Below are 25,148 nucleotides of genomic sequence, written 5' to 3' on the forward strand. Positions count from 1 at the left end.
GTTGTATTTTTACAGAAATTTTTCAGCTTGAAGCGAATCTTCAAATTTATTCTGAACATCGTTCCCAGACCTTTTTTAATTAGGTTAAGTTACTGGATTCGTCCATTTTTAATTCTGTATTACAAGGGAAACAAATACCAAGATCCAATTGACGACAAAAAATTTAGAAGTTTTTTACCTTACGGTTATGAAAATCAAAGAGAAAATGTGCTTTCACCATCTACACTTTCATTAGAGCGACATCGTTTGCTATGGTTATGGTTAAAAAATGAAACTGATTTTTTTAAAAAAACACAAAAAATATTGCATTTTGCTCCAGAACAAGCATTTTACAAGCGTTTTAAAAAGATGAACCACCTAGATTATGTAACTACTGATTTGAACTCACCTTTAGCCGATGTAAAAGCAGATATTTGCGATTTACCTTTTGAAGAAAATAGCTTTGATTGCATTTTATGCAATCATGTTTTAGAACACATTCCAGATGATGAAAAAGCGATGAAAGAATTGTATCGCATTTTAAAACCTAAAGGAATGGCGATTTTACAAATTCCTCAGGATTTAAACAGAGCTTCAACTTTTGAAGATGACAGCATTATCGACCCAAAAGAAAGAGCACGAATTTTTGGGCAATACGATCACGTTCGGATTTATGGTCGAGATTATTTTGAGAAATTAAGAAAAATAGGCTTTATAGTTGAAGAAGTCGATTACACCGATCAACTTTCTGAACAGGAAATTGAAAAGTACAGACTTCCCAAAGGTGAACTAATTCCGGTTTGCTTTAAACCTATTTGATAACATATTTATTTAAGCCTTCGGAAATATAGGTTTTCACTTCTTCTCCTTTTGAATAAATAAGTATTACTTCTATGTTTTCTAAATCGGGTAACAGCATCATGGTTTTTTCAAAACCCATCGCCATAAAAGCAGTTGCGTAAGCATCAGCCGTCATACAATCTTCAGCAAAAACACTTGCACTTAGCACATCAGAAGCTTCACTCCTACCTGTTTTTGGATTAATCGTATGCACAAATTTATTGCCATCGGCATCTGTTTTAAATTTACGGTAATTACCAGAAGTTGCCATGGCTCGGTTTTCTAATTTAACTATGTATTGAAGCAGTTCACGGTCTGATACAGAAGTTGCTTCAGGGTTATCAATACCGATTTTCCATACTTCTTGGTTTTCAATTTGTTTGCCTTTAGCTACCAGCTCTCCTCCAACTTCAACTAAATAATGTTGCACACCAAACTGGTTTAATAAAACAGCTAATCGGTCTACCGCATATCCTTTGGCAATAGAATTAAAATCGAGATAGGTTTCTAAGTGTGCTTTTTTTAATTTATTTTCAGCAGTAAGAAAAACTTTATCAAAACCTACATAAGTCATAAGGGAATCTATAGTTCTCGAATTCATTTGTAGATTGTAAGTTTCTGGACCAAAACCATAGGCATTTACCATAAGACCAACCGTTGGATCGAAGAAGCCTTGTGTAGCTTTATAAATTTGTTTTGAAGCCATAAAATTATCAACTAACTGTTGGTCTACTGTTACAGTTGTATCACCCGAATTAATTTTTGAAATATCAGAATTTGAAATGTAAGTGCTTAAAGATTGATTAAGTACAGAAAAAGTAGAGTCGATTGCTGAACTTAATTCCAATTCATTTGGATGAAAAAATTGAAGTTGAAATGTAGTTCCCAAGGCTTGTCCTGAATAAACTTGTAGGGAAGATTTTTTTTCTGTTGAGCAAGACAGAAGAACTAATGAAGTAATGAGTAAATAAAAAGTTTTCATTAAGATATAGGTTTTAATCCAGGATATTGCACAACATAATCTTCGTCTGAATTAACTGGTAAATCATAATTAGATTGATTGGCTAAGCCAACGCCAGCATAGAATGTTTTAGCGTTAAATTTATCTGCATGGTTTTTCATCTTTGTTAATAATTCTTCATTATACAAATTTGGGTCGTTAGGATAACGTACTGCTCTTACAATTACAAAGTGAAGCTTTTTATCTTTTAAAGCCACAAACTGTGGATTTTTCTTCAATTTAGAGTTTACTCCTAAGAACTCGTAGCCTTGTTTTTCTAAATCTTTACCCACAATGTTCATTGCAAGGTTATGTAATTGTTGTTCATCTAATATAGCCATATTACAAAATAAAATAAAAAACCCAAGCTAATAAAAAGCTTGGGTTGATTTTATAAATGATTTTACTTTTATCCACCAAAATCGTCGAAACGAATATTTTCGTCTGGGATTCCAAAATCTTCTCCCATTTTTTGAACAGCTTGATTCATTAAAGGTGGGCCACAGAAATACAATTCGATTTCTTCGGGTTCTTCATGATGGTTTAGGTAATTATCGATTACACATTGGTGAATAAAACCAACAAATCCATCACCTTCATCGTCAATACTTTTTTTCTCTTTCCAATTGTCTTCTTCTAAAGGCTCAGATAATGCCATGTAAAATTTGAAATTAGGAAAGTCTCTTTCTAAAGCTTTAAAGTGGTCTATATAAAATAATTCCCTTTTAGAACGACCACCATACCAATACGTAACTTTTCTACCTGTTTTCAGTGTTCTGAACAAATGGTATAAATGCGAACGCATAGGCGCCATTCCTGCTCCACCACCAACATACAACATTTCAGATTCAGATTCATTGATGAAGAATTCGCCATAAGGCCCCGAAATCACACATTTATCACCTTCTTTCAAATTGAAAATATAAGAAGATGCAACACCAGGGTTAACATCCATCCACGCATTTTTTTCACGATCCCAAGGTGGTGTGGCAATACGAACATTTAGCATAATTCTTCTTCCTTCTGCAGGGTAAGAAGCCATAGAATAAGCGCGTTCTACCACTTCATCATTCTTCATGGTTAAAGGCCAAAGACCAAAGTTATCCCATTCTTTCTGGAATTTATCTTTTTGGTCTGGGTGCTCTTCAGGATGAGCAGTGATGTCCATATCCTTGAAATTTACCGTACACTTAGGAACTTCAATTTGAATATATCCACCAGCTTTATAATCCATATCTTCTGGAATTTCAACAACAAATTCCTTAATAAAAGAAGCAACATTATAGTTTGAAACTACGGTAGCATCCCACTTTTTAATTCCAAAAATCTCTTCTGGAATTTCAATTTTCATATCTTGCTTTACTTTCACTTGGCAGCCTAAACGCCAACCTTCAGCAATTTCTTTTCTAGTAAAGTGTGGTTTTTCGGTGGGCAAAATTGCACCACCACCATCTTTAACGATGCACTTACATTGAACGCAAGTACCTCCACCACCACAAGCTGATGGTAAAAACAACTTATTATCGCCTAAGGTAGATAACAGAGTTGAGCCTGAGCCAACTTCCATGTCTTTTTCACCATTTACATTGATTGTAACTGGTCCTGAAGGTGATAATTTAGATTTTGCTGTTAGTAGTATAACCACTAATAATAAAACTAGGGTTAAGAAAACAACAATACTAGATAATATAACTGTATAATCCATATTTTTTATTTTTATAAATCAATTCCCATAAAACTCATAAATCCAATCGCCATCAATCCGGTAATTATAAATGTAATACCTAAACCTTTAAGGGGTGCAGGCACATTTGAATAAGCAATTTTTTCGCGTATAGCAGATATAGCCAAAATAGCCAAGAAAAATCCAATACCACTACCTAAGCCATAGACAGCAGCTTCATGAATACCTATAAAATCTTTTTGTTGCATAAATAACGACCCACCTAAAATAGCACAGTTTACTGCAATAAGGGGTAAAAATATACCCAAAGAACTATATAAAGCAGGTGCAAATTTTTCAACTGTCATTTCTACTAATTGTACCATCGATGCGATTACTGCAATAAACATGATAAAAGATAAAAAGCTTAAATCAACCGTAGCAAATTCGCTACCTAACCAAGTAAGTGCACCCGGCTGAAGCAAATAATTATCGATTAAATAGTTTACGGGTACGGTAATAAATAGTACGAAAATTACAGCAGCACCAAGTCCAACTGCAGTTTTAACTGTTTTGGAAACCGCCAAATAAGAACACATGCCCAAAAAGTAAGCAAATACCATGTTCTCGATGAAAATACTTTTTGTAAATAAATTAATTAAATCCATATAATAAACATTTTGACGATTTAGTTTTCTTCGATTAATTGTCTGTTTCTACTTCTTTGGATCCAAATTACGATTCCAACCACAATAAGTGCCATAGGAGAAAGCAAGAAGAATCCATTATCAACGTATCCTGCTTCATAAAATGCTTCAGGAATTACAGGTATTCCGAATAATTTTCCAGAGCCAAATAATTCTCTAAAGAAGGCTACAATAATTAGAATTAGACCGTAACCAGCTGCATTTCCAATTCCATCTAAAAAGGATTTATAAACACCGTTACCCAAAGCAAAAGCTTCTAAACGACCCATAATAATACAATTGGTAATAATCAATCCTATAAATATAGAAAGTTGTTTACTTACATCGTAAGCATAAGCTTTCAGAATTTGGTCAACTAAAATTACCATTGCAGCTACAACTACTAATTGAACAATAATTCTAATTCTGCTCGGTATAGAGTTTCTTAAAATAGAAATAATTACATTACTTAACGCCATTACAAACATTACTGCAAGTGACATTACAATAGCAGGTTTTAATTGCACGGTAATTGCTAATGCAGAACAAATACCTAATACTTGTACTGTAATAGGATTGTTATCATTCAAAGGATCGGATAGTAATTTTCTATTCGCTTTTGAAAGAAAGCCTTCTTTCTCTTCTGAACTAGAAAGGAATAAAATCAATTCTTTCTTTTTCTCTTCTTCTGAGTATTTTTTCTCAGTGTTCTTACTGTTTGCTTCTTTCATAATTATCGAGTTGCAAGTTTAGATTTCTTTTTTGTTTCAAAATAAGGCAAGTATCTTTTCAAACGTTCCTGCATCATATCAGTAACGCCATCTCCAGTAATAGTAGCTCCAGAAATAGAACTCACTTTATTATCACCTTTAACATTATCAGAGTAACCTTTTTCTACAATAACCCCAACTAGTTCTCCTTGATCATTAAATACTTCTTCGTTTTCAAATCTTTCCTTAAACCAATCGGTAGTGATTTCAGCTCCTAACCCAGCAGTTTCTCCTTTGTGATCAAAAACTACCCCTTTAATGGTATTTACATCTTCTTTTAGGGCAACATAACCCCAAATAGCATCCCAGAGTCCTTTACCACGTAGTGGAACTATATAATATTTTTCATTTTCGTAGTCTGCAACATACAATGGGTAGGCTTGCTCTTCAACTGGTTTTTTTAACTCTCTGGCTAAATTTACCGTAAATGCATCAACATCTTGCATTTGTTCACCTTGGTGGTTTAATGTAAGTTGTTCTGTAATGTATTTATTGTAAAGTTCTTCTGCTGCATCTCGCTCAACATTAATTCCAATAGTGGAAAGAATATTTTGCATTTTTTCTTTTCGAACATTTTCAGCTTGCATAGGCTGTAAAGATGTAGCTGCAAAACTTAATGCAGCCGCAACAACAATAACCATCGCTATTGCGAAGAAAAATGTATATTTATTACTGTTCTTATCCATATTTTAGGCTGTTTTTACCGTTTGCGTTTGCATTCGTTTTTTTCTTCTTTTTACATTGGCTTCAACCACATAATGATCGATAGTTGGAGCAAATACATTCATTAAAAGTATGGAAAGCATGATACCTTCTGGATATGCTGGATTAAGTGTGCGTATTAAAATCGCTGTTAATCCTATTAAAATTCCATAAATCCATTTTCCTTTCATGGTTTGCGCTGCACTTACTGGATCAGTTGCCATAAAAACAACACCAAAAGCAAAGCCACCTACAATTAAATGATTATACCATGCGAAATTAGTTAAAGCGTTGCCTTCAACACCCATAGATGGTAAGGCATTTAACAATAACCCCATGGCAGCCGCTCCTACAAAACCACCAACAATAATTCTCCAATCTGCTACTTTGGTAAGTACAATCAATAAGGCTCCCGCTAAAATGCATAAAGTTGAAGTTTCCGATATAGATCCTGGAATCATGCCAGTAAACATCGAAGCACTTTCGTACATCACTTCTTTTCCTGCTGCTAGCGTACCTAAGATAGTTTCACCCGAAACACCATCAACGTTTGCAGCTTCTGAAACCCAGACTTCGTTACCAGACATATATGTTGGATATGCAAAGAATGCGAATGCTCTTGCGGTTAAAGCAGGATTTAAAATATTCATCCCTGTTCCACCAAAAGCTTCTTTACCAATAAGTACTGCGAAAATAACCGATAAGGCTACCATCCATAAAGGAATATCTACTGGCATAATCATCGGAATTAATAATCCCGTTACCAAATAACCTTCATTTACTTCGTGACCACGCATAATGGCAAAGGCAAATTCAAGCGCTAAACCTACACCATAAGAAACCACAATCATCGGTACAATTTTCCAAGCACCATGAATAAAAGCATCCATAAAGCCAAATTCTTCACCTGTTTGTGAATAATATTGATAACCTGTATTCCACATTCCAAAAATAAGTGCAGGAACTAAAGCCAAAACAACTGTAATCATTGTTCTTTTTAAATCTACCGCATCACGTATATGCGCTCCCTTTTTGGTAGTATGATTAGGTACAAATAAAAATGTATCTAGAGCATTTACAGCTGGAGCAAATTTTTCAAATTTATTACCTGGCTGAAAAGGTTCTTTAATTTCATCAAGTCTTTTTCTAATCCAATTCATAGTCTTTCTTTTCTTTTTTTAACCAACTTCTGTTATCATTAAATCTAAACCTTGTCTAATAATATCCTGTGCTTCAATTTTAGACGTATTTGTATAATCTATCAACGCAAAATCTTCAGGAATAACTTCATATATACCAAGGCTTTCCATTTTTTCAATATCGCCAGCCATACAAGCTTTTAATAATTGCATAGGATAAATATCCATTGGCATTACTTCTTCCATTTCTCCTGTAACAACTAGCGCTCTTTCTTCTCCGTTAAGGTTGGTATTTACATCGTACTTTCTTTTTGAAAACAACCAAGAAAGTGATGTTTTAGACATAGAATGGATATGATTATCTTTAAAAGGCAACCATCCAAACATTCTATATGAATTCCCTTCTGGTATTAAAGTCAATTCATTTGGAAGAAAATTAATATACCCGTTATAGTCTATTTTTTGGCCGGTTAAAACATTACCAGAAATAATTCTTGTGTTTTCTGGCTCTTCTGCTAAAATTGATTTTACTTCTGCACCAATTTTAGTTTTAAAGTATTTGGTTTCTTTAGCAGCATTTCCAACAACAGCAATAATACGTTCTGCATTAAACTTTCCGGTTTCGAAAAGCTCGCCTATTATGGTCACGTCTTCTGGACGCACTGTCCAAACACGCTCACCTAGATTTATAGGGTTTATTTTTTGCACAATAACCCCAACATTTCCAGCTGGATGCGGACCTTGAACATTTACAACTTCAACATTTTCTACATGGCGTATTTCTCCTGTCGATTCTTTATCAACCCCTAAATACACCTTTCCTGATGTTAATTTAGTAAGTACATTTAAACCTGTTTGAAAGAAATTTATTTTGTTTTTCAAAATAAATTCCTGTGAAGCAGACAGGGGCGCCGTATCTACAGCAGAAACAAAAATAGCTTTCGGCGTATCTTCTGCGTTAGCTATTACATCGTATGGACGCTGCATAATAAAAGCTCCAAGACCTGATGAAAAAACTTGCTCTTTTACTTTTTCTGCATCAGCTTGTAAAGGATCCATTTTTTCGAATTCTTTGAACTCTTGTTTTTCATCTGGGGAAATAACCAATTGCAATATTCTTCTTTTATCTCCACGAACAATCTCTTTAAGTGTTCCACTTACAGGAGAAACAAATCTGGTTTTTTCTGAATATTTAGAAAAAAACAATTCGTCTCCAGCTTTCAGTTTAGCACCTTCTTTTACTACCATCTTTGGTACAATTGAATGAAAGTTGGGAGGTTGGACGGCAATGGTTTTCGATACTGGCGCGTCTACTAATATTTTTTCAGCTTCTCCTTTAAGATTAAGCTTTAATCCGCGTTTAACTTTAACGTCTATAGACATTTATTATCACTTTTTGTTAAGCGTTGCAAAAATAACAATTTAATATTCATTTTCAACTTAAACAAATATTTAAGTCTTGCTATTTTTAATGATTCTAAATAATACTAATTTAATTTTTTTACATTTACAGAAATTACTTTCACATGGTTAAATCAAGCATTTTTCTTATACTTTTTGCATGTTCATTTTGTTTGTTCGGACAAAATTTTGAAGTTATCCCACCACATTATATAAAGACTATTCAGCTATTAAGTAGTGAAAATGAATTTAATGGCACACCCATTATTAAACTTGGTTCAGGTTTTACCTTAAGTTTTGACGATATTCGGGCTGCCGAAGAAGATTATTATTATATAATCGAGCATTTTAATTACGACTGGACACCTTCGAAATTATCTAAAAATGAATATTTAGAAGGCTTTGATAATCAGCGCATTTTTGATTACACGAACTCATTTAACACCTTACAATCCTATTCTCATTACGAATTACAAATTCCTAATGAGAATATTCGTGCTATAAAAGAAAGCGGAAACTATATGTTGAAGATTTTAAATTATAATGGTGATGTTATTTTCTCCCGAAAATTTATTGTTTATGAAAATTTAGCCAAAGTACCTACAGAAATAAGACGATCTAGAGATTTAGAGTTTGTTCGAGAAAAACAAGTGGTTTACTTTATTGTTGAAAGCGAAAATTTAATTTTTAGAAATCCCAATCAAACCATTAATGCTACAATTATTCAAAATAACGATTTAAATGAAGCTATTTATGGATTAAAACCACAGTACACTTCTGGTAATAATTTAATTTACCGCTACGATCAAGAAGCTTCATTTTGGGGAGGAAATGAATACCGATTTTTTGATAATTCTGATATCCGATTAGCATCACAAGGAATTGATCGAATTGAACTTGGCAATAAGCTATATAACACCTATCTGAGACCACATCAGCCTAGAGATCAACAAAAATATAGATTTAACCCAGATATAAATGGTGGATTTAAAATAAACACCCAACAAGGTGCTGACCCAAGAAGAGAAGCAGAATATGCTTGGATTCACTTTCGTTTGAATGATACAAAACGAACACAAGGTGGTGAATTTCATCTGTATGGAAGATTTAATAATTATATTTTAGATGATAATACGCATCTTGTATTTAATGAAGCTTCAGGGTTATACGAAACCAAACTTTTGCTAAAACAAGGCTTTTATAACTTTAAGTATGTGTATTTAAGTCCAGATGGAGAATTTGACACTGGATATGTAAGCGGAAATCACGATATAACAGAAAATGAATACACCATACTTATTTATTATAGAGATATTGGAGCTCGTTTTGACCGATTAATTGGTGTTGGTAGCGCTAATTCAAGAAATATAATCAATTAAATATAAATGTTTTCAAAAGCTTAACACTCCTTAAATAAACCTTATCATACTAAGCTTTATAATCTTGTTAAATTATTTATATTTGAAGTGAATTCAAAAAAACAGTATAAAATATGGGAAAAGGATTTTTTCACGTACCGCCAGCAGTTAACGAACCCGTTAAATCATATGCACCAGGAACTACAGAACGCGACGCAGTTTTAAACACTTACCGCGAAATGTGGGAACAGCAAATTGAAATACCATTATATATTAATGGTAAAGAAATAAAATCTGGGAATACAAAAGAGATTCGCCCACCACACGACCATCATCATGTGGTTGGAAAATACCATACTGCAGAAAAAAAACATGTAGATGAAGCAATTGAAACTGCATTAGCAGCAAGAAAAGCTTGGGCAGATTTACCTTGGGAGCAACGTGCTGCTGTATTTCTGAAAGCAGCCGAATTAGTTGCTGGGCCTTATCGCTACAAACTAAATGCAGCGACCATGATAGGGCAATCTAAAAATATTTATCAAGCTGAAATTGACGCAGCTTGTGAGTTAGCAGACTTCTTACGTTTCAACGTAGAATATATGTCTCAAATTTACGACGACCAACCCGAATCTGATGCTAGCGCTTGGAATAGAGTTGAACATCGACCACTTGAAGGATTCATTTATGCCATTACTCCATTTAATTTTACTGCCATAGCTGGAAATTTACCAACAAGTGCTGCTATGATGGGTAATGTTGCGGTTTGGAAACCAAGTGACAGCCAAATGTATTCTGCGCAAGTAGTTATGGATGTATTTAAAGAAGCTGGTGTACCCGATGGCGTTATTAACATGATTGTAGGTGACCCAGAAATGATTACCGATACTATTTTAGCTCATCCAGATTTTGCAGGTGTTCACTATACTGGTAGTACTTCTGTATTTAAGGGAATTTGGTCTAAAATTGGAAAAAACATTAATAATTACAAGACTTACCCGCGTATTGTTGGAGAAACAGGCGGTAAAGATTTTATAGTTGCTCACGAATCTGCTGATCCTAAAATGGTAGCTACTGCCCTAGGACGCGGTGCTTTCGAATTTCAAGGACAAAAATGTTCTGCTGCTTCACGGTCGTATATTCCAAAAAGTTTATGGCCTAAAGTAAAAGATTTTTTAATTAAAGATGTACAATCTTTCAAAATGGGATCGCCTGAAGATATGCGTAATTTTATTACTGCCGTTATTCACGAAGGATCCTTTAATAAACTAGCTAAATACATCGACCAGGCTAAAGCTGCAGATGATGCTGAAATTATTGTAGGTGGTAACTACGATAAATCTAAAGGATGGTTTGTTGAACCAACGGTTATTGTAACCACCAATCCAAAATACGAAACCATGGAAACTGAATTATTCGGTCCTGTGTTGACGATTTACGTATATGAAGACGAAAAGTACGAAGAAACCTTGCATTTAGTAGATGAAACAAGTGAATATGCCTTAACGGGTTCTATTATTTCTACAGATCGTTATGCTGCAACGCTAGCTACTAAAATTTTAGAAAATGCAGCAGGTAACTTCTACATTAACGATAAATGTACAGGTGCAGTTGTAGGTAGACAACCTTTCGGTGGCGCTAGAAATAGTGGTACAAACGATAAAGCTGGATCGAAGTTGAATTTATTACGTTGGGTTTCTCAACGCTTAATTAAAGAAACTTTTGTCCCTGCAACCGATTATCGATACCCGTTTATGGGAGAGTAGTCTAATCTCAAAATAAATCTTAAAAAGCCTAACTAGATTAAATTTTAGTCAGGCTTTTTTATTGTTAATATTCAAAAACTCTATTAGTCTTAAAAACCCATATAAAACTTAATAGTATTCTTCATTTAGATAAAAAAGAATCATTTGTAAAGGTCTAATAAGTTATGTAATATATAAAATATGTTTTTTTATGGTGTTTTTAGTTTAAATAAAAAAAGCTACCCCTTTAAACTGAAGTAGCTTTTTAATTTATTGAAAACTGGTTTTTTTAATCAATAATAATTTTTTGAGTTCTCAAACCACCTGTTGTTTCAATTTTCAACAAGTAAATACCACTATTTAAAGATGTTACATTAATTTTACCATCGATAAAATTAGCATCTGTTTTTCTTCCTAATAAATCAAATAAACCAACGCTTTTTAATTCAAGAGACAAAGGCAAATCAATGTTTAATGATTCTTTCACCGGATTAGGGTAAACAGAAATTTGTGAAAGTGCAAAATTATCTGTATTAAGTGTTGTCTCTCCAATTAAATTAAGAATCAAGTGGTTGTCTGGAAAGTTTATTGCAGCAAAAGTACCAGGGCTTGTTAAACCACAAGCTGTAGAAGTTAAATAACTTGGCGAATCTTGCCCTGCATCGTTAGCCCCAATTCTAAAATCGTAATTGTTTGGAGGTCCTGGGTTAGCAACAATATCAACTGCTACAATTAATTCGGTTGAAGCATCAACTACAACAGGCGAATCAAACATTACTTCAAACAATACACCATCATCAGCAGCAGATACATCAAAGGTTTTTGATGCAACTTCAGTTAATGTTCCAGCTGGAAAAGCTTGATCAGATGTAAATAATCTTACGGTATTGGTAACAGTAGGGTTAGATCCAGCAACATCAGTAAATTCAGCAACAAATGCGATTCCCATTGCATCAAAATCTCCACTAAATCCAAAATCTGAAGGTGTGTAAGTTCGATAAAAAACATTATCCGATATACCTTCGTCTCCTGTGTTAGGCTGTTGATCAGGGTTAGATGCACAAGCAACCGTACCAGTATCAGAATCTTGACTCACAGAGTGAGACAAAGTTTGTTGTGCATACATACCCATTGTAAATAGGAATGAAGCAATTAAAAAAGTAGTTTTTTTCATGGTAAATTATTTAAGTTCGATTCAAAAATAAACATATTTTTAAATTAAACGCACTTATTATAGATATTTGTAATATTTATGTTAATAAGATACACTATTCAGCATTAAATAAAGATGTTTTAAATTTAAACTCAAACCTTAAGATTTTAATAGCACACAATCTTTTGTTAACTTTCAACAGATCATAAATATTAATCTTCTTAGATTTTAATTTACAACATTCAAAACCCTGCAAGGATAAAAATCCTTGCAGGGTTTTCATGAATTTATAACTGGAATTATTGCAACTACTAAACTACTGGCTCCGCGTACAAATCAAAATCGGCTGCATCGGTTATTCTTACTTTGGTAAAATCACCAGTTTTAATGTAGTGTTGGGTAGCATCAACTAAAACTTCATTATCTACATCGGGAGAGTCAAATTCGGTTCTTCCTACAAAATAGTTACCTTCTTTTCTATCGAACACACAGGTAAACTCCTTCCCTATTTTTTCTTGATTTTGTTCCCATGAAATCTGCGATTGAATTTCCATAATTTCGTTGGCGCGTTGCATTTTTACATCTTCAGGCACATCGTCTTCTAAGTTGTATGCATGTGTATTTTCTTCATGCGAATAGGTAAAACAACCCAAACGCTCAAATCGCATTTCTTGCACCCAAGCTTTTAATTCCTGAAAATCTTCTTCTGTTTCCCCAGGATAACCAACAATTAAAGTAGTTCTAATGGCCATTCCAGGAACTTTCTCTCTAAATTTATAAAGTAAATCGGTTGTTTTTTTGTGGTTGGTTCCCCGTCGCATCGATTTCAATAACTTATCCGAAATATGCTGTAACGGGATGTCGATATAATTACAGACTTTAGGTTCTTCGCGAATTACATCTAACACATCTTCTGGAAAACCAGTTGGAAAAGCATAATGCAATCTAATCCATTCAATACCTTCTACTTTTACCAAGTTTTGAAGCAACTCAGCTAGATTTCTTTTTTTGTATAAATCGAGACCATAGTAGGTTAAATCTTGCGCAATTAAGATGAGTTCTTTTACACCATTAGCAGCTAATTTTTTAGTCTCTTCTACTAATTCTTCAATGGGTTTAGACTTATGTCCGCCGCGCATTAAGGGAATTGCACAAAACGAACATGGACGGTCGCAACCCTCTGCAATTTTTAAGTACGCATAATTTTTAGGTGTGGTAGTTAAACGTTCGCCAATCAATTCATGTTTGTAATCGGCTCCCAAAGCTTTCAATAAAGCAGGTAATTCGGTAGTGCCAAAATATTGGTCTACCGTAGGAATTTCTTTTTGTAAGTCTGGCTTGTAGCGTTCAGACAAACAACCTGTTACAAAAACTTTATCGACCAAGCCATCTTCTTTTTGTTGTACAAAATCTAAAATGGTATTTACAGATTCTTCCTTTGCATTATCAATAAAACCGCAGGTATTCACCACCACAATATTACCTTCTTGCTCGTGTACAACTTCTTTGTTGTTAGCTTTCAGTTGACCCATCAAGACTTCAGAGTCGTAAATGTTTTTACTGCAACCTAAAGTTACTACATTAATTTTATTTTTCTTTAAAGACTTTGTACGCATAGCAAAATTTTGGTTGGCAAAGATACAATCTAAACTTCAATTAAATTCTTAATTAATACTTGATTATTAGGGCGTTCCCTTACATCAAAAAAGTAAGGTCAGGCTATCTCTTCAAGTACGCAGTAAAAGGCAAGTTTTATGGTATAAATATAGCTTCGTGAAGTCGCTATTTTTATACACAACAACTAAATCCTTTTACTTTGCGGGCTTTCTGTTCTATCCTTAACGCAGATTTCAACTACCCATAAGCTGTTAGTAAGCAATCCACCCCATCGGTAAACATATGAAAAAGTAAACCGATAAAAATCAAACGCAGAATTTTCTGCTTAACAAATACAGCTCCCAAAAGATAAACCACAATTGCTGGATAAGAATGAAAAGTATGGAAACCAATACTGCATCGGTCAGGATCAAAAATAGGATTTGCCCAGAGATGATCTACATCTACCAACATCGTGGCCAATAAAATTAAATAAGCTTTTTTCCAATTTGATGGCCAGTATAAATAGGCAATTATAGCAATAGCAGCAAAATGTAAAAAGTAATGTATTATTGGTTGAAACATGTTAAATTCTAAAAAAAATGTAATAAAAATTGATCATGTACTTCTACATTTTAAAAACTGCTTTCATATTTAATTAATGTAAAAATCATCTTACTAAAAATAGATGTCAGAGTAGAAATTTTATGAAAGGCAACTCCCGTTTCAATTAAATAATTAATAATAGTTAAAGTAAAAATAAACATAAATACAAATTAGGTAAGCCTTGTATGCAAACTTTTTTAAAACTTAAAGTAAAAATATACCGAATAGTTGATGTAGTTTTGCAGATTATAAAATTAACTGAAAATGAAAGTTTCATGTTAAATTATTTTACACAGAAAAGAGCCTGTTATAACTCTTAAAAAAACAAATAAAAAATAAAAATGAAGAATTTTAAAAAATTAGTATTGATCTTTATTGTTTTGGCTTCTTTTCAATTTCAAGCACAAGACAAAAAGGTAGCAGTTGTTTCCTTTTCAACGAATAAAGTAATTGGAGTTTCTGATTTGGAACTTAACGACCTTAAGATTTTGGCAGATAAAATATTCGATTTACAAAACGACCCAAATTTCAACCTAAGCCCTGTTTTAGAAAAATATCATACAGCATTTTTCGATAAATATTCCAAAAACTTCCCATTCCAGTTATTAGCTGAAGAAAATGTAATAAACAATCAAGCTTATATAGATTTTCAGCCTAAGTTCCCTGACACAGATACTAGCGTTAATGGAATTATTAATTACGATGGATATAAATACATTTACGAAGGAATTATTGGAAAATATAATGAAGAAGGAATGGCTAAACTATTTAGTAATGAAGCAGATGGAGTGCTTTTTACAAATATTTATTTTGGTTTAGTAAAAGGTTTCGGTATCGGATCAAATGCCACTGTAAAAATGAGAGCTTTTGTGCGTATAGCACTTTACGATAAAACAGGGAAAAAAGTATGGGTAATTAATGAAGCTGAAAATTCAAAGAAAACAACTGTAATGGTAAAGGGTATTCCAGTACTAGATCCTAAAAAAATAACTCCTATGTGTGAGAGCGCACTAGATGAATTAATGAAAGACTTAGACAAACGTTTAAAAAAAATAACCAAAAAATCAAAATCACTTTAATGTATTTTGAATTCAATAATTAAATGCAAACAAAAAAACGCCATCTACGGGCGTTTTTTTTAGTTTATTTAATTTATTGGCTAATCTAAATCAAATCGTATTCCAAATTGAATGTTGTGGGCATCCACTAGGTTGTCGGTAAACATGGGGTTTAAATTATATTGTGCATAAAAAGAAAAGTCGTTCCAGCCAACATAAGCGCTTAAACCATATAATAAATTAGTAGTATTAAAATCGTCTCTAATACGTTCTTTTACGCGCTGACCCGAGTCGTTAGTGTACTTAAGTTTATTGGTGTTTAATAAGTTAATACCTAAAAAACCACCCAAACCTACTTTAAAATCGTGGTCTGCATAAAATCGATTTCCCTTGCTATTGGTTTTTATGCCATTGCTACCTATTTGCAAATGCAATGGAAAAATTAAATTATCCATTCTAAACTTGTTTTTTCGTAAATTAAAATCGAATTCTTCAATAGTGGTTTGGTCACCATCTATAGCAAAAACATTGTTCCCTTCGGGTTTTAAACCATTAAATTGAAAAGAAAATCCATATTTAACACTTAAGGCACCTACATTTTTAAAAATACGAGTTTCACGGGCATAACCAATTTCAAAAGTTCTGCTGCCACCAAAACGGATTCCAGAATTGCTTAAAGAATTTCCGTCAGAAATGCTGTTATTGAAACCAACCGCTAAAACTAAAGCATCTGAGCTACGCGAACCTTTTATTTTCTTCACATTATTTGTTGCTAAGTTTTCAGGTTGCGTTGGAGCATCTGGTGTTGCTGGCAAAGGCGGAGATGGTGGAGTTGGCGCATTAACAATTTCTTCTTTTCGATCTTCAAATTGCTGTTGGCGGATGGCTTTCAATTCTTCTCGAGCTTTTAATAACTCTTCTCTTTTGGTTATTACTTCGTTTCGCTTCGCTTTTAAAGTTGCATACTCTTCGTGGTCACTGAGTTGAAAATCTTCAAACACATTGCCTAAAACTTCTAAAACATTAAACAAACTTTCAAGATCCTGCGTAGGCAAGTCTATTTCTAGTTCTTCAAAATCAATCTCCGAAAAATCTAAAGGATAATTGTTTCGCTTCATGTAAAGCGTGTACGAATCTACAATTTTATTTAAATCGTTTATGTTTTTTGCAGCCAGTTCAGAAGCTTCTAACTTTAATACTTTTGCTTCTTCTTTTGTTAATTCGTTAGCTTCAAGTTGTTCATTTACTTGTTTAATTTTTTGTTTCAAGGCTTCTTTTTCATAATCTTCAATGCGTTGTAATAGCGCTTCGTAATCTGCTTTCTCCGTTTCATTAAACTGTATATTTTCTGTTAATTGCGCATAAGCTGTTGCGCATTTCAATGAAAAAAGTATCATAAAAAAGGAGACAATAAGTAATTTGGTTTTCATCTTGTTAGTTTTAAAATTAGACATCGTTTAGTTTGTAGATGCTTGCATCTATTATTTAGGTGAAATAATTATTGAAATTTATTTTAAGCTTGCTAAGGCAGATTCTAAATTTTGTACATTATTTTTCACAAATTGCCACACTTTGTTTTGAAGCTTTTGTTCTGAAATATCATGCTCTACATCTGCCAATAAATCGCTGGCTTTAGCAAATTGATACAGCTCGTTATAAGTTGTATTTTTAATAAGTAATTGGGCTTCTGCTAGTAAAACTTCTGCTTCTTCTGCAGGCCTAAGTTTTTTGTTTGTATTGGAAGTGGAATCTAACTCTGCTTCTACTTCTGCTAATAGTTGATGCGCCTTATCTTGAATGAAAGCATCTTCATTTTTGTTTATTAAGCCAATTTTTTCAGCTGAAGCTATGGGCTTTTGTATTGCAAAATTTGTTTTATGAACTGATTTTTCTACTGCAAGGATGTTATTTTTTTGTTTAGATTCTTCATTTTTCAATGAAACTTGACTTTCAATAATTACGGGTTGAATAGTAAATTCACTTGGATAAATCACATCTTGTTTATCTAGTTTATTTTCTTCAACTAAGTTCGACTCCACCTCAGATGGTGTTGAAAAATCTGGAAAACTAATAAAAACAACAAATCCTATTAAACTCGCGGCAACTAAACTAATAATGAACTTCTTTTTAAGTTGAAATTGACTCTTTTTTTCTAAACCAGCTTCAACTGCTAACCAAGCTTCGTCAGAAGGTTGTATGCTGCTATTTCGCAGTTGACTTTTCCAATTATCTTGCTTTTTCATTTTGTTTTAATTTTGTAGTTACTGCATTTGCCACCCATTTTCTAGCTTTAAACAATTGCGATTTAGAAGTGTTTTCAGAAATAGATAAAAGCTGAGCAATCTCTTTATGTTTGTAGCTTTCAATTTCGTATAGCACAAAAATGAGTTTATAACCCGAAGGTAATTCGTCTATAATTTCTTGTGCTTTTTCAATTTTGTCTAAATTCATTTCAACTTCTGGCTGATTTAAAGCTTCGTGCAATCTAAAATCGTCTATCGGGAATTCTACTTTTTTCTGGCTGCGTAAAAAATCAATGCTTTCCCTTAGCATTATTTTTCGTAGCCAACCTTCAAAACTTCCTTCAAATTTGAATTTATTTAATTGTGCAAATGCTTTTAAAAAGCCTTTAGACATTACATCTTCTGCAAAATGCAAATCTTTAACGTACATGCGGCATAGTCCTAACATTTTTGGTGAAAAGCATTTATATAATTGAAATTGTGCTCGCCTATCGTTTTTTAAGCAAGCTTCAATTAAGCTTTTCTGTTGCTGATGTAAGTCTATTATTTTCATTTTTTCTGATAGGCTTCTATTACATAGACGGAAAAGTTTTTAAAATGGTTGCCTGGATTGTATGTTTTTCATAAAAAAACCTGACCAAAGATCGTCAGGTTTTTGTATAATTAATTGATTTACAATATTTAATTCTGAATAAAGTCGATTAAAATTTTATTCAATTCTTTATAATGCGTAAAGGTTAAGCCGTGTGGAGCATCCTTAATAATTTCAAATTTTGCATCTTTAATAATTCCAGCAGCTTTTTTTCCAGATACATCAATAGGTACAATTTCATCATCATCGCCATGCACTACTAAGGTAGGAATGTCAAATTTCTCACAATCTGCTCTAAAATCAGTTTTCCCAAAAGCATCAACACAATCTAAAGTAGCTTTTTTTGAAGCCGAACAAGCCACATACCAATTGTAGTTTACTTGGGCTTGACTTACCCTTTCTTCATTTTTAGTTAAATTGACAAAGTTTTTACCAAATTCTTCAAAAAATCCTGCTCGGTCTTTAGAAATACCTTCTTTCATACCATCAAAAACAGAAGCATCAAACGCATCTGGATTATCTTCAGTCTTCATCATAAATGGAACTACAGAAGAAATTAAAATGGCTTTTGAAAGGCGTTTAGTACCATATTTTCCAATATAGCGAGCAACTTCTCCACCACCCATAGAGAAACCAGCAAGAATAATATTATTCAATTCTAAGCCTTCAATTAAATCGTTTAAATCTATTGCTAAATCGTTATAAGTATAACCATTCCATGGCTTAGAACTCTCACCAAAACCACGTCTATCGTAAGTAATAGCGCGAAAACCAGCATCTACAAGATGAGCAATTTGTTGTTCCCACATGGCAAAATTAAGCGGCCAACCATGAATTAAAATAATGGGTTGTCCATTGCCATAATCATTATAAGCCAATTGAACTGATGAGCCTTTTTCAATGCTTGTCGTTTTTAAATAATTCATATAAAAGCTAATTTTTAATTCTGTTTAAAAATAAAAAATAATCGTGGCATAGGATATAATTAATACCCAAATTTTGAAAGTAAAAAAGAAGGACAACGCATAGGCTTTCTTGTTTTACTATCAACAAAAACCAAGGTTGTTGTTGCTTCTACTAATAACTGTTTAGTTTCTAAATTGTAAATTTTATAGGTAAAAATAATTCGCACATTCGGTTTTTCTTTCAACAGTGTTTCAACTTTTAGTGTATCGCCAAATTTAGCAGATGCCAAATAAGAGATTTGTAAGTTATAAACTGGAAGCATAACACCTTGTTCTTCCATTTTTTGGTAGTGTAAACCAAACTGATTGAGCCAATCTAACCTACCAAGTTCTAAATATTGAGGATAAATGCCATGATGAACCACTCCCATTTGGTCGGTTTCTGCATAGCGGACTTCTATTTTAGTTTTAGTTAATTTCGTCATTTTTAAAATGTTAAATTGATGTAAACAATTTTTTTGTAGTATGCACAAAAAAAACTAGAAATTCAATAGCAAATAAATTTTTTATTACACAATTTGTTCACATATTTGTCATCGCAAAAAAAGCAACTTGCTTTCTGTAATTAATTATAATAGTACTTAAATTTATGTCTAAAACTGCGGAAACGGTATGGAACAATTGTCTCAAATTCATTGAAGACAACATTTCTCCGCAAGCCTATAAAACTTGGTTCGAGCCAGTAATAGCCGTAAAATTACAAGAAAATTCTTTAAGTATTCAAGTGCCTTCTAAATTCTTTTACGAATGGTTAGAAGAGCATTATTTTAATTTATTAAAAGTTGCTTTAACCAAAGAAATTGGTAAGGGCGCTAAATTATTGTACATCATAAAGATGGAAAATAAAGCGGGTAGCTCACAATCTTTTACAGAAAAAATACCAAGTTCACATCGCGGCAGAGTTTCCTCACAAGATGTTAACGTAAAGTTATCTTCTAAGAATCCGGAATTAAAAAATCCTTTTGTAATCCCTGGAATTAAAAACTTAAAAATCGATTCGCAGCTTAATGCTAATTACAACTTCGATAATTTCTTAGAAGGTGAATCGAATAGATTAGCGCGTTCGGCTGGAAAAGCTATTGCTAATAAACCAGGTGGTACATCCTTTAACCCATTACTCGTTTTTGGTGGAAGTGGTTTAGGAAAAACACACTTAGCCCACGCTATAGGAGTCGATATTAAAGAAAAATATCCCGATAAAACAGTATTGTATATTTCAGCAGAAAAGTTCACCCAACAATATATTGATTCGGCTATAAAGCGAAAAAATTTAAACGACTTTATTCATTTTTATCAGCTAATTGATGTGTTAATTGTAGATGATATTCAACTTTTGTCAGGAAAAATGAAAACACAAGAAGCATTTTTTCATATTTTCAATCATTTACACCAAAATGGTAAGCAAGTTATTTTAACTAGCGACAAGGCACCAGTTGATATGCAAGAAATTGAACAACGCTTGTTATCTCGTTTTAAATGGGGGCTTTCTGCTGAATTGCAAGTTCCTGATTATTATACACGTAGAAAAATAATTGAAAGCAAGCTCTACAGAGATGGTGTAGAAATGCCCGAAGAAATTATCGATTTTGTGGCACGAAGCATAAAAACAAATATACGTGAATTAGAGGGTGCAATTATTTCATTAATCGCTCATTCTTCTTTTAGTAAAACTGAAGTTGACCTTAACCTAGCTCAACGTATAGTTTCCAATTTTGTGCGCAAAACCAAAAAAGATGTTTCTATAGATCAAATTCAGAAAGTAGTGAGCAGTTATTTTAATATGGATATTGAAACTCTTCAATCTAAAACTCGCAAGCGCCATATTGTACAAGCTCGACAAATCGCCATGTATTTTGCTAAAAAAATGACTAAATCTTCTTTAGCCAGCATAGGTAAACAAATTGGTAGTAGAGATCATGCTACAGTCTTACATGCTTGCAAAACCGTAGACAATTTACAAAGTACAGACAAAGAATTCAAAAAATACGTAGAAGATTTGAGTTCTAAGTTGAAATACTAAATTCAATGAATCAGACAAAAGTATTGATGGTTTGCTTAGGAAATATTTGCCGCTCACCTTTAGCGGAAGGAATTTTAAAAAGTAAATTGAATACAGATAATTTCGAAGTAGATTCAGCTGGAACTTCTGCTACTCATGCAGGTGAATTACCCGACTCACGCTCTATAAAAGTTGCACAACAAAATCAAATAGATATTAGTAATCAGCGTTCAAGACCTTTTAATAAAAATGATTTTGATGAATTTGATTTAATTTATGTTATGGATCAACAAAATTACAGCAATGTAGTTTCGCTTGCTAAAACCGAAGAACATCGAAAAAAAGTAAGCTTAATTTTGAATACAATCCACCCTAAAACAGATGCAGAAGTACCTGATCCTTATTATGGTGGCCAAAATGGATTTAAAAATGTTTTTTCTATGTTAAACGAAGCTTGCAAAGAAATAGCTAACCAACTTCAAAACAATGGCGACGCATAATCAAGAATTTCAAAAAGGTAGATTATTTTTAATTCCATCGCTTTTAGGTGAGCAACCACCATTAGAAGTTTTACCCCTATCTATTCGAAAAAAAATAAATGACATTAACATTTTTATAGCTGAAAATGAAAAAGTTACCAGAGCCTTTATCAAAAAAATTGTGCCTGGTAAGTCTCAATCAGATTTGCATTTTTTTTCGCTGAATAAATTTACTCAACCCTTAGAAATTCCGAGTTTTTTAGAGCCTTGTAAAGAAGGAAAAGACATTGGTTTGGTTTCCGATGCTGGTTGCCCTGGTGTGGCAGACCCCGGTTCTCAAATTGTTAAATTGGCTCATGAAAACTTAATAAAAGTTATTCCTTTAGTTGGGCCATCTTCTATACTATTAGCCCTGATGGCAAGTGGAATGAATGGACAAAATTTTGCGTTTAATGGCTATTTACCAATCGACAAATCCGAATGTAAAAGCAAAATTAAACAACTCGAAAAACGCTCTATAAAGGAACAACAAGCTCAAATTTTTATTGAAACTCCATACAGAAATGAACAGCTTTTAGAGCTTCTATTAAAAACATTATATCCAGAAACCAATTTATGCATTGCTTGCGAACTTACTCTTGCTAGCGAATACATTCAAACCAAAAAAAGTGCAGATTGGAAAAAAACTAAGTTAGACCTTCACAAAAAACCTTGTATCTTTATTATACAACAATAATTTAGCATTAAATTAGTTTTTAAACTTATCGCATTGTAATAGACTAATTTATATTTGCGCAAAAATTGAATATCAAGAAATTTAGTTACGTATTGCTTATTTTTTGGTTATCCTTCGGTTTTGTTAATGCACAAGATTTTTCCTTAACGGGAAAAGTTTTTAATAACGAAAACAAAGAGCCAATCTTAGGAGCAAACCTTATTGTTAAAAACACCAAATTTGCTGGCGTTACTAATTTTAATGGTAAATTCGAAATTCAACTTCCTAAAGGAGTTTACGAAATTGAATTTTCTTATTTGGGTTTCGAAAACCAAATAAAAACACTTGAAATCTCTAAAGACACCAATTTTGATATTTATTTAGTTCCAAGCGAAGAACAACTAGATGAAGTTTTGGTACAAGAAAATATTGAAAAAACAGAAATTCGAAGTGCAAGCATGAGCGTTAGCAAACTCACCAGCAAAACCATTAAACAAATTCCGGTTGTGCTAGGTGAAGCAGACGTTATTCGTTCTTTAATACAATTACCTGGCATATCGAATACTGGCGAAGGCGCTTCAGGCTTTAACGTTCGTGGTGGAAGCGCAGGACAAAATTTAGTTCTAGTAGACGAAGCTACCATTTTCAATTCTTCGCATTTATTTGGTTTATTTTCAGTTTTTAATCCAGATGCTATTAAAAATGTAAGCTTATTCAAAGGTGGTATCCCTGCAAATTTTGGTGGAAGAGTTGCATCTGTTCTTGATATTGAACAACGCCGTGGTAATACTCAAAAGTTTAAAGGAGAAGCCAATATAGGTGTAGTATCGAGTAAATTACTGCTGGAAGGTCCGATACAAAAAGATAAAAGTAGTTTTTTAATAAGCGGTAGAAGCTCTTACGCCCACTTGTTTCTTAAGTTAGCAGACAATCCCAATTCAGCTTATTTTTACGATGTAAATGCTAAATTTAATTTCAAGTTGAACAAAAATAATATCATTTCTACTTCTGCTTACTACGGTAGAGATGTTTTCGATATCAGCGATAACTTTATTAACACCTATGGAAGTAGTTTTATTTCCACTCGATGGAATCATGTATTTAACGAAAGTACTTTTAGTAACTTACATTTTATAGTAAACGATTATATCTACGATTTAGAAATTAATACAGCTGAATTTGTTTTTGAAACAGGTTTGAATAATTTCAATTTAAAATACGATGTAAATCAGCAAATCAACAACCAATTTACCTTAAAATATGGAATCGATTCATTTTATCATGAATTTAATCCGGGGGTAATAAAACCTAATAATCCTAATTCTGGTGTAAATTTACGTGTATTAGACAAAAAATTTGCAATCGAAAATGCTTTTTATCTTGGAGCAGAACACAATTTAACAAAAGATATTCAGTTAGAATATGGGCTTCGATTAAGTAGTTTTTATCGACTTGGTCAAAAAGGTTTTGCTTCTTACGAAAATAACGAACCCGTGTTTTATAACACCTCTATTGGTATTTATGAAGAAGCCCCAATTACTGCTCGAGAAAACATTTCTAAAAGTAATAGCATAAAAAGTTATCATAATTTAGAACCGCGCTTTTCGGTAGCTTACAGTTTAAACAACAATCAATCTTTTAAATTAGGATACCATAGAATGGTTCAAAACCTGCATTTAATATCCAACACTTCTGCCCCAACACCCTTCGACATTTGGGCACCAAGTGGTCCATATTTGCAGCCACAGAAAGCAGACCAATTAGCCATTGGGTATTTTCAAAATTTTAAAGAAGAAGCGTACTCGCTCGAAACAGAAGTTTACTATAAAAAAGTCCAAAACAGTTTCGATTTTATAAATGGCGCCAATTTAATTGCCAATAATAATATTGAGCGGGTTTTACTTAATGGTGAAGGTAGAGCTTATGGATGGGAATTTTTATTGAAAAAGAATACGGGTAAATTAACAGGCTGGATTGCTTACACCCTATCCAGAACCGAACAACGCACACCCGGAAGAACTCCAAGTGAACCAGGAATTAACAATGGCGAGTGGTATTTAAATAATTTCGATAAAACACACGATTTAAGTATAGTTGCCAATTATCAATTCAATAAAAAATGGTCCTTTAACGCAAGTTTTGTCGTACAAACCGGATTACCTGTTAATTTTCCAGTGGGTCAATACCAATTCCAAGATTTAACAATTCCCGTATATGAAGGAAGGAATTTAAACAGATTGCCTACTTTTCATAGATTAGATATTTCAGCTACCTTAATTCCATCTAAAAATGAAAATCGAGATTGGAAAACTTCTTGGTCTTTTGGTATTTACAATGTGTATAATCGAATGAATGCTGCAGCAATTAACTTTAGGCAAAATCAAGAAACAGGAGCAAACGAAGCTGTTCGACTTTCAATTTTTGGGGCAGTACCATCAGTTTCTTATAATATAAAATTTTAA

General features: G+C 33.0%; 24 protein-coding genes. 8 read left to right on the forward strand and 16 right to left on the reverse strand.

Annotated features, from left to right (window positions below):
- The first annotated feature begins 27 nt into the window (after positions 1-27).
- Positions 28-798 (forward strand): class I SAM-dependent methyltransferase, encoded by a 771-nt coding sequence (locus IEV63_RS06170; protein ID WP_188405916.1) that lies wholly within the window; start codon positions 28-30, stop codon positions 796-798.
- On the opposite strand, the gene IEV63_RS06175 is transcribed toward IEV63_RS06170, so the two are convergent.
- From IEV63_RS06175 to IEV63_RS06210, 8 genes are all read right to left on the reverse strand, one after another.
- Positions 791-1,801 carry an FAD:protein FMN transferase gene (locus IEV63_RS06175; RefSeq protein ID WP_188405917.1) on the reverse strand — a complete coding sequence of 337 codons (1,011 nt, stop codon included), beginning with the start codon at positions 1,799-1,801 and terminating at the stop codon, positions 791-793. The genes IEV63_RS06170 and IEV63_RS06175 overlap by 8 nt on opposite strands.
- Positions 1,801-2,160, reverse strand: a complete 360-nt coding sequence (locus IEV63_RS06180; protein WP_188405918.1) for a DUF8840 domain-containing protein — start codon at positions 2,158-2,160, stop codon at positions 1,801-1,803. Before IEV63_RS06180 ends, IEV63_RS06175 begins: the two co-directional genes overlap by 1 nt.
- Before the next feature lie 68 nt (positions 2,161-2,228).
- The gene (gene nqrF, locus IEV63_RS06185) at positions 2,229-3,524 is read right to left on the reverse strand and encodes an NADH:ubiquinone reductase (Na(+)-transporting) subunit F (RefSeq protein WP_188405919.1); all 1,296 of its coding nucleotides are present in this window, start codon (positions 3,522-3,524) and stop codon (positions 2,229-2,231) included.
- Between the two features lie 11 nt (positions 3,525-3,535).
- Positions 3,536-4,150, reverse strand: a complete 615-nt coding sequence (nqrE, locus tag IEV63_RS06190) for an NADH:ubiquinone reductase (Na(+)-transporting) subunit E (RefSeq protein ID WP_188405920.1) — start codon at positions 4,148-4,150, stop codon at positions 3,536-3,538.
- Positions 4,151-4,170: 20 nt separating this feature from the next.
- Entirely contained in the window at positions 4,171-4,899 is a 729-nt protein-coding gene (locus IEV63_RS06195) for an NADH:ubiquinone reductase (Na(+)-transporting) subunit D (protein ID WP_188405921.1), read from the reverse strand.
- 2 nt (positions 4,900-4,901) lie between these two features.
- The gene (gene nqrC / locus IEV63_RS06200) at positions 4,902-5,624 is read right to left on the reverse strand and encodes an NADH:ubiquinone reductase (Na(+)-transporting) subunit C (protein WP_188405922.1); all 723 of its coding nucleotides are present in this window, start codon (positions 5,622-5,624) and stop codon (positions 4,902-4,904) included.
- Positions 5,625-5,627: 3 nt separating this feature from the next.
- Entirely contained in the window at positions 5,628-6,800 is a 1,173-nt protein-coding gene (locus tag IEV63_RS06205; protein WP_188405923.1) for an NADH:ubiquinone reductase (Na(+)-transporting) subunit B, read from the reverse strand.
- 18 nt (positions 6,801-6,818) lie between these two features.
- Positions 6,819-8,162, reverse strand: coding sequence for a Na(+)-translocating NADH-quinone reductase subunit A (locus tag IEV63_RS06210; protein WP_188405924.1), 1,344 nt, complete (start codon positions 8,160-8,162; stop codon positions 6,819-6,821).
- A 143-nt stretch (positions 8,163-8,305) separates the two neighbouring features.
- Here IEV63_RS06210 and IEV63_RS06215 point away from each other — a divergent pair, with 143 nt between their 5' ends.
- Both IEV63_RS06215 and pruA read left to right on the forward strand, forming a co-directional pair.
- A complete protein-coding gene (locus IEV63_RS06215) occupies positions 8,306-9,559 on the forward strand; it encodes a type IX secretion system plug protein (protein WP_188405925.1) in 1,254 nt (417 codons plus the stop codon).
- 113 nt (positions 9,560-9,672) lie between these two features.
- Positions 9,673-11,301, forward strand: coding sequence for an L-glutamate gamma-semialdehyde dehydrogenase (gene pruA / locus IEV63_RS06220; RefSeq protein ID WP_188405926.1), 1,629 nt, complete (start codon positions 9,673-9,675; stop codon positions 11,299-11,301).
- A gap of 268 nt (positions 11,302-11,569) precedes the next feature.
- On the opposite strand, the gene IEV63_RS06225 is transcribed toward pruA, so the two are convergent.
- The 3 genes from IEV63_RS06225 to IEV63_RS06235 all read right to left on the reverse strand — a co-directional run bounded on the left by IEV63_RS06225 (position 11,570) and on the right by IEV63_RS06235 (position 14,614).
- Positions 11,570-12,454, reverse strand: a complete 885-nt coding sequence (locus tag IEV63_RS06225; RefSeq protein WP_188405927.1) for a T9SS type A sorting domain-containing protein — start codon at positions 12,452-12,454, stop codon at positions 11,570-11,572.
- A gap of 290 nt (positions 12,455-12,744) precedes the next feature.
- Positions 12,745-14,049 carry a 30S ribosomal protein S12 methylthiotransferase RimO gene (rimO, locus tag IEV63_RS06230; RefSeq protein WP_188405928.1) on the reverse strand — a complete coding sequence of 435 codons (1,305 nt, stop codon included), beginning with the start codon at positions 14,047-14,049 and terminating at the stop codon, positions 12,745-12,747.
- Between the two features lie 238 nt (positions 14,050-14,287).
- Positions 14,288-14,614: a DUF6122 family protein gene (locus IEV63_RS06235; RefSeq protein WP_188405929.1), complete on the reverse strand. Its 327-nt coding sequence runs from the start codon at positions 14,612-14,614 to the stop codon at positions 14,288-14,290.
- Between the two features lie 362 nt (positions 14,615-14,976).
- Between IEV63_RS06235 and IEV63_RS06240 the strand changes: the two genes are divergently transcribed.
- Positions 14,977-15,714: a hypothetical protein gene (locus IEV63_RS06240; RefSeq protein WP_188405930.1), complete on the forward strand. Its 738-nt coding sequence runs from the start codon at positions 14,977-14,979 to the stop codon at positions 15,712-15,714.
- An 80-nt stretch (positions 15,715-15,794) separates the two neighbouring features.
- On the opposite strand, the gene IEV63_RS06245 is transcribed toward IEV63_RS06240, so the two are convergent.
- The 5 genes from IEV63_RS06245 to IEV63_RS06265 all read right to left on the reverse strand — a co-directional run bounded on the left by IEV63_RS06245 (position 15,795) and on the right by IEV63_RS06265 (position 19,918).
- On the reverse strand, positions 15,795-17,123 hold the full coding sequence (locus IEV63_RS06245) for a coiled-coil domain-containing protein (protein WP_188405931.1): 1,329 nt from the start codon (positions 17,121-17,123) through the stop codon (positions 15,795-15,797).
- 78 nt (positions 17,124-17,201) lie between these two features.
- The gene (locus IEV63_RS06250; RefSeq protein WP_188405932.1) at positions 17,202-17,936 is read right to left on the reverse strand and encodes a hypothetical protein; all 735 of its coding nucleotides are present in this window, start codon (positions 17,934-17,936) and stop codon (positions 17,202-17,204) included.
- Positions 17,920-18,489 carry an RNA polymerase sigma factor gene (locus IEV63_RS06255; RefSeq protein ID WP_188405933.1) on the reverse strand — a complete coding sequence of 190 codons (570 nt, stop codon included), beginning with the start codon at positions 18,487-18,489 and terminating at the stop codon, positions 17,920-17,922. Before IEV63_RS06255 ends, IEV63_RS06250 begins: the two co-directional genes overlap by 17 nt.
- Positions 18,490-18,617: 128 nt before the next feature.
- Positions 18,618-19,454 carry an alpha/beta fold hydrolase gene (locus IEV63_RS06260; RefSeq protein ID WP_188405934.1) on the reverse strand — a complete coding sequence of 279 codons (837 nt, stop codon included), beginning with the start codon at positions 19,452-19,454 and terminating at the stop codon, positions 18,618-18,620.
- A 59-nt stretch (positions 19,455-19,513) separates the two neighbouring features.
- Positions 19,514-19,918: an acyl-CoA thioesterase gene (locus IEV63_RS06265; RefSeq protein ID WP_188405935.1), complete on the reverse strand. Its 405-nt coding sequence runs from the start codon at positions 19,916-19,918 to the stop codon at positions 19,514-19,516.
- 164 nt (positions 19,919-20,082) lie between these two features.
- On the opposite strand from IEV63_RS06265, the gene dnaA reads away from it, so the two are divergent.
- From dnaA to IEV63_RS06285, 4 genes are all read left to right on the forward strand, one after another.
- Positions 20,083-21,513: a chromosomal replication initiator protein DnaA gene (gene dnaA / locus IEV63_RS06270; RefSeq protein WP_188405936.1), complete on the forward strand. Its 1,431-nt coding sequence runs from the start codon at positions 20,083-20,085 to the stop codon at positions 21,511-21,513.
- Between the two features lie 5 nt (positions 21,514-21,518).
- Positions 21,519-21,992, forward strand: a complete 474-nt coding sequence (locus tag IEV63_RS06275; RefSeq protein WP_188405937.1) for a low molecular weight protein-tyrosine-phosphatase — start codon at positions 21,519-21,521, stop codon at positions 21,990-21,992.
- Positions 21,979-22,707 (forward strand): SAM-dependent methyltransferase, encoded by a 729-nt coding sequence (locus tag IEV63_RS06280; protein ID WP_188405938.1) that lies wholly within the window; start codon positions 21,979-21,981, stop codon positions 22,705-22,707. The genes IEV63_RS06275 and IEV63_RS06280 overlap by 14 nt, the downstream gene beginning before the upstream one ends.
- A gap of 65 nt (positions 22,708-22,772) precedes the next feature.
- Complete coding sequence (locus tag IEV63_RS06285) at positions 22,773-25,148, forward strand: TonB-dependent receptor (protein WP_229737196.1); 2,376 nt, start codon at positions 22,773-22,775, stop codon at positions 25,146-25,148.

The organism is Psychroflexus salis (genome assembly GCF_014640175.1).
Classification (GTDB): domain Bacteria; phylum Bacteroidota; class Bacteroidia; order Flavobacteriales; family Flavobacteriaceae; genus Psychroflexus; species Psychroflexus salis.

Coding starts and splice junctions, on each gene's coding strand:
- nqrF (WP_188405919.1), bottom strand. CDS start 3,524: ATGGATTATACAGTTATATTATCTAGTATTGTTGTTTTCTTAACCCTA.
- IEV63_RS06250 (WP_188405932.1), bottom strand. CDS start 17,936: ATGAAAAAGCAAGATAATTGGAAAAGTCAACTGCGAAATAGCAGCATA.
- IEV63_RS06280 (WP_188405938.1), top strand. CDS start 21,979: ATGGCGACGCATAATCAAGAATTTCAAAAAGGTAGATTATTTTTAATT.
- IEV63_RS06260 (WP_188405934.1), bottom strand. CDS start 19,454: ATGAATTATTTAAAAACGACAAGCATTGAAAAAGGCTCATCAGTTCAA.
- IEV63_RS06195 (WP_188405921.1), bottom strand. CDS start 4,899: ATGAAAGAAGCAAACAGTAAGAACACTGAGAAAAAATACTCAGAAGAA.
- IEV63_RS06180 (WP_188405918.1), bottom strand. CDS start 2,160: ATGGCTATATTAGATGAACAACAATTACATAACCTTGCAATGAACATT.
- pruA (WP_188405926.1), top strand. CDS start 9,673: ATGGGAAAAGGATTTTTTCACGTACCGCCAGCAGTTAACGAACCCGTT.
- IEV63_RS06245 (WP_188405931.1), bottom strand. CDS start 17,123: ATGAAAACCAAATTACTTATTGTCTCCTTTTTTATGATACTTTTTTCA.
- IEV63_RS06235 (WP_188405929.1), bottom strand. CDS start 14,614: ATGTTTCAACCAATAATACATTACTTTTTACATTTTGCTGCTATTGCT.
- rimO (WP_188405928.1), bottom strand. CDS start 14,049: ATGCGTACAAAGTCTTTAAAGAAAAATAAAATTAATGTAGTAACTTTA.
- dnaA (WP_188405936.1), top strand. CDS start 20,083: ATGTCTAAAACTGCGGAAACGGTATGGAACAATTGTCTCAAATTCATT.
- nqrE (WP_188405920.1), bottom strand. CDS start 4,150: ATGGATTTAATTAATTTATTTACAAAAAGTATTTTCATCGAGAACATG.
- IEV63_RS06275 (WP_188405937.1), top strand. CDS start 21,519: ATGAATCAGACAAAAGTATTGATGGTTTGCTTAGGAAATATTTGCCGC.
- IEV63_RS06265 (WP_188405935.1), bottom strand. CDS start 19,918: ATGACGAAATTAACTAAAACTAAAATAGAAGTCCGCTATGCAGAAACC.
- IEV63_RS06215 (WP_188405925.1), top strand. CDS start 8,306: ATGGTTAAATCAAGCATTTTTCTTATACTTTTTGCATGTTCATTTTGT.
- IEV63_RS06175 (WP_188405917.1), bottom strand. CDS start 1,801: ATGAAAACTTTTTATTTACTCATTACTTCATTAGTTCTTCTGTCTTGC.
- IEV63_RS06210 (WP_188405924.1), bottom strand. CDS start 8,162: ATGTCTATAGACGTTAAAGTTAAACGCGGATTAAAGCTTAATCTTAAA.
- IEV63_RS06240 (WP_188405930.1), top strand. CDS start 14,977: ATGAAGAATTTTAAAAAATTAGTATTGATCTTTATTGTTTTGGCTTCT.
- IEV63_RS06205 (WP_188405923.1), bottom strand. CDS start 6,800: ATGAATTGGATTAGAAAAAGACTTGATGAAATTAAAGAACCTTTTCAG.
- IEV63_RS06255 (WP_188405933.1), bottom strand. CDS start 18,489: ATGAAAATAATAGACTTACATCAGCAACAGAAAAGCTTAATTGAAGCT.
- IEV63_RS06225 (WP_188405927.1), bottom strand. CDS start 12,454: ATGAAAAAAACTACTTTTTTAATTGCTTCATTCCTATTTACAATGGGT.
- nqrC (WP_188405922.1), bottom strand. CDS start 5,624: ATGGATAAGAACAGTAATAAATATACATTTTTCTTCGCAATAGCGATG.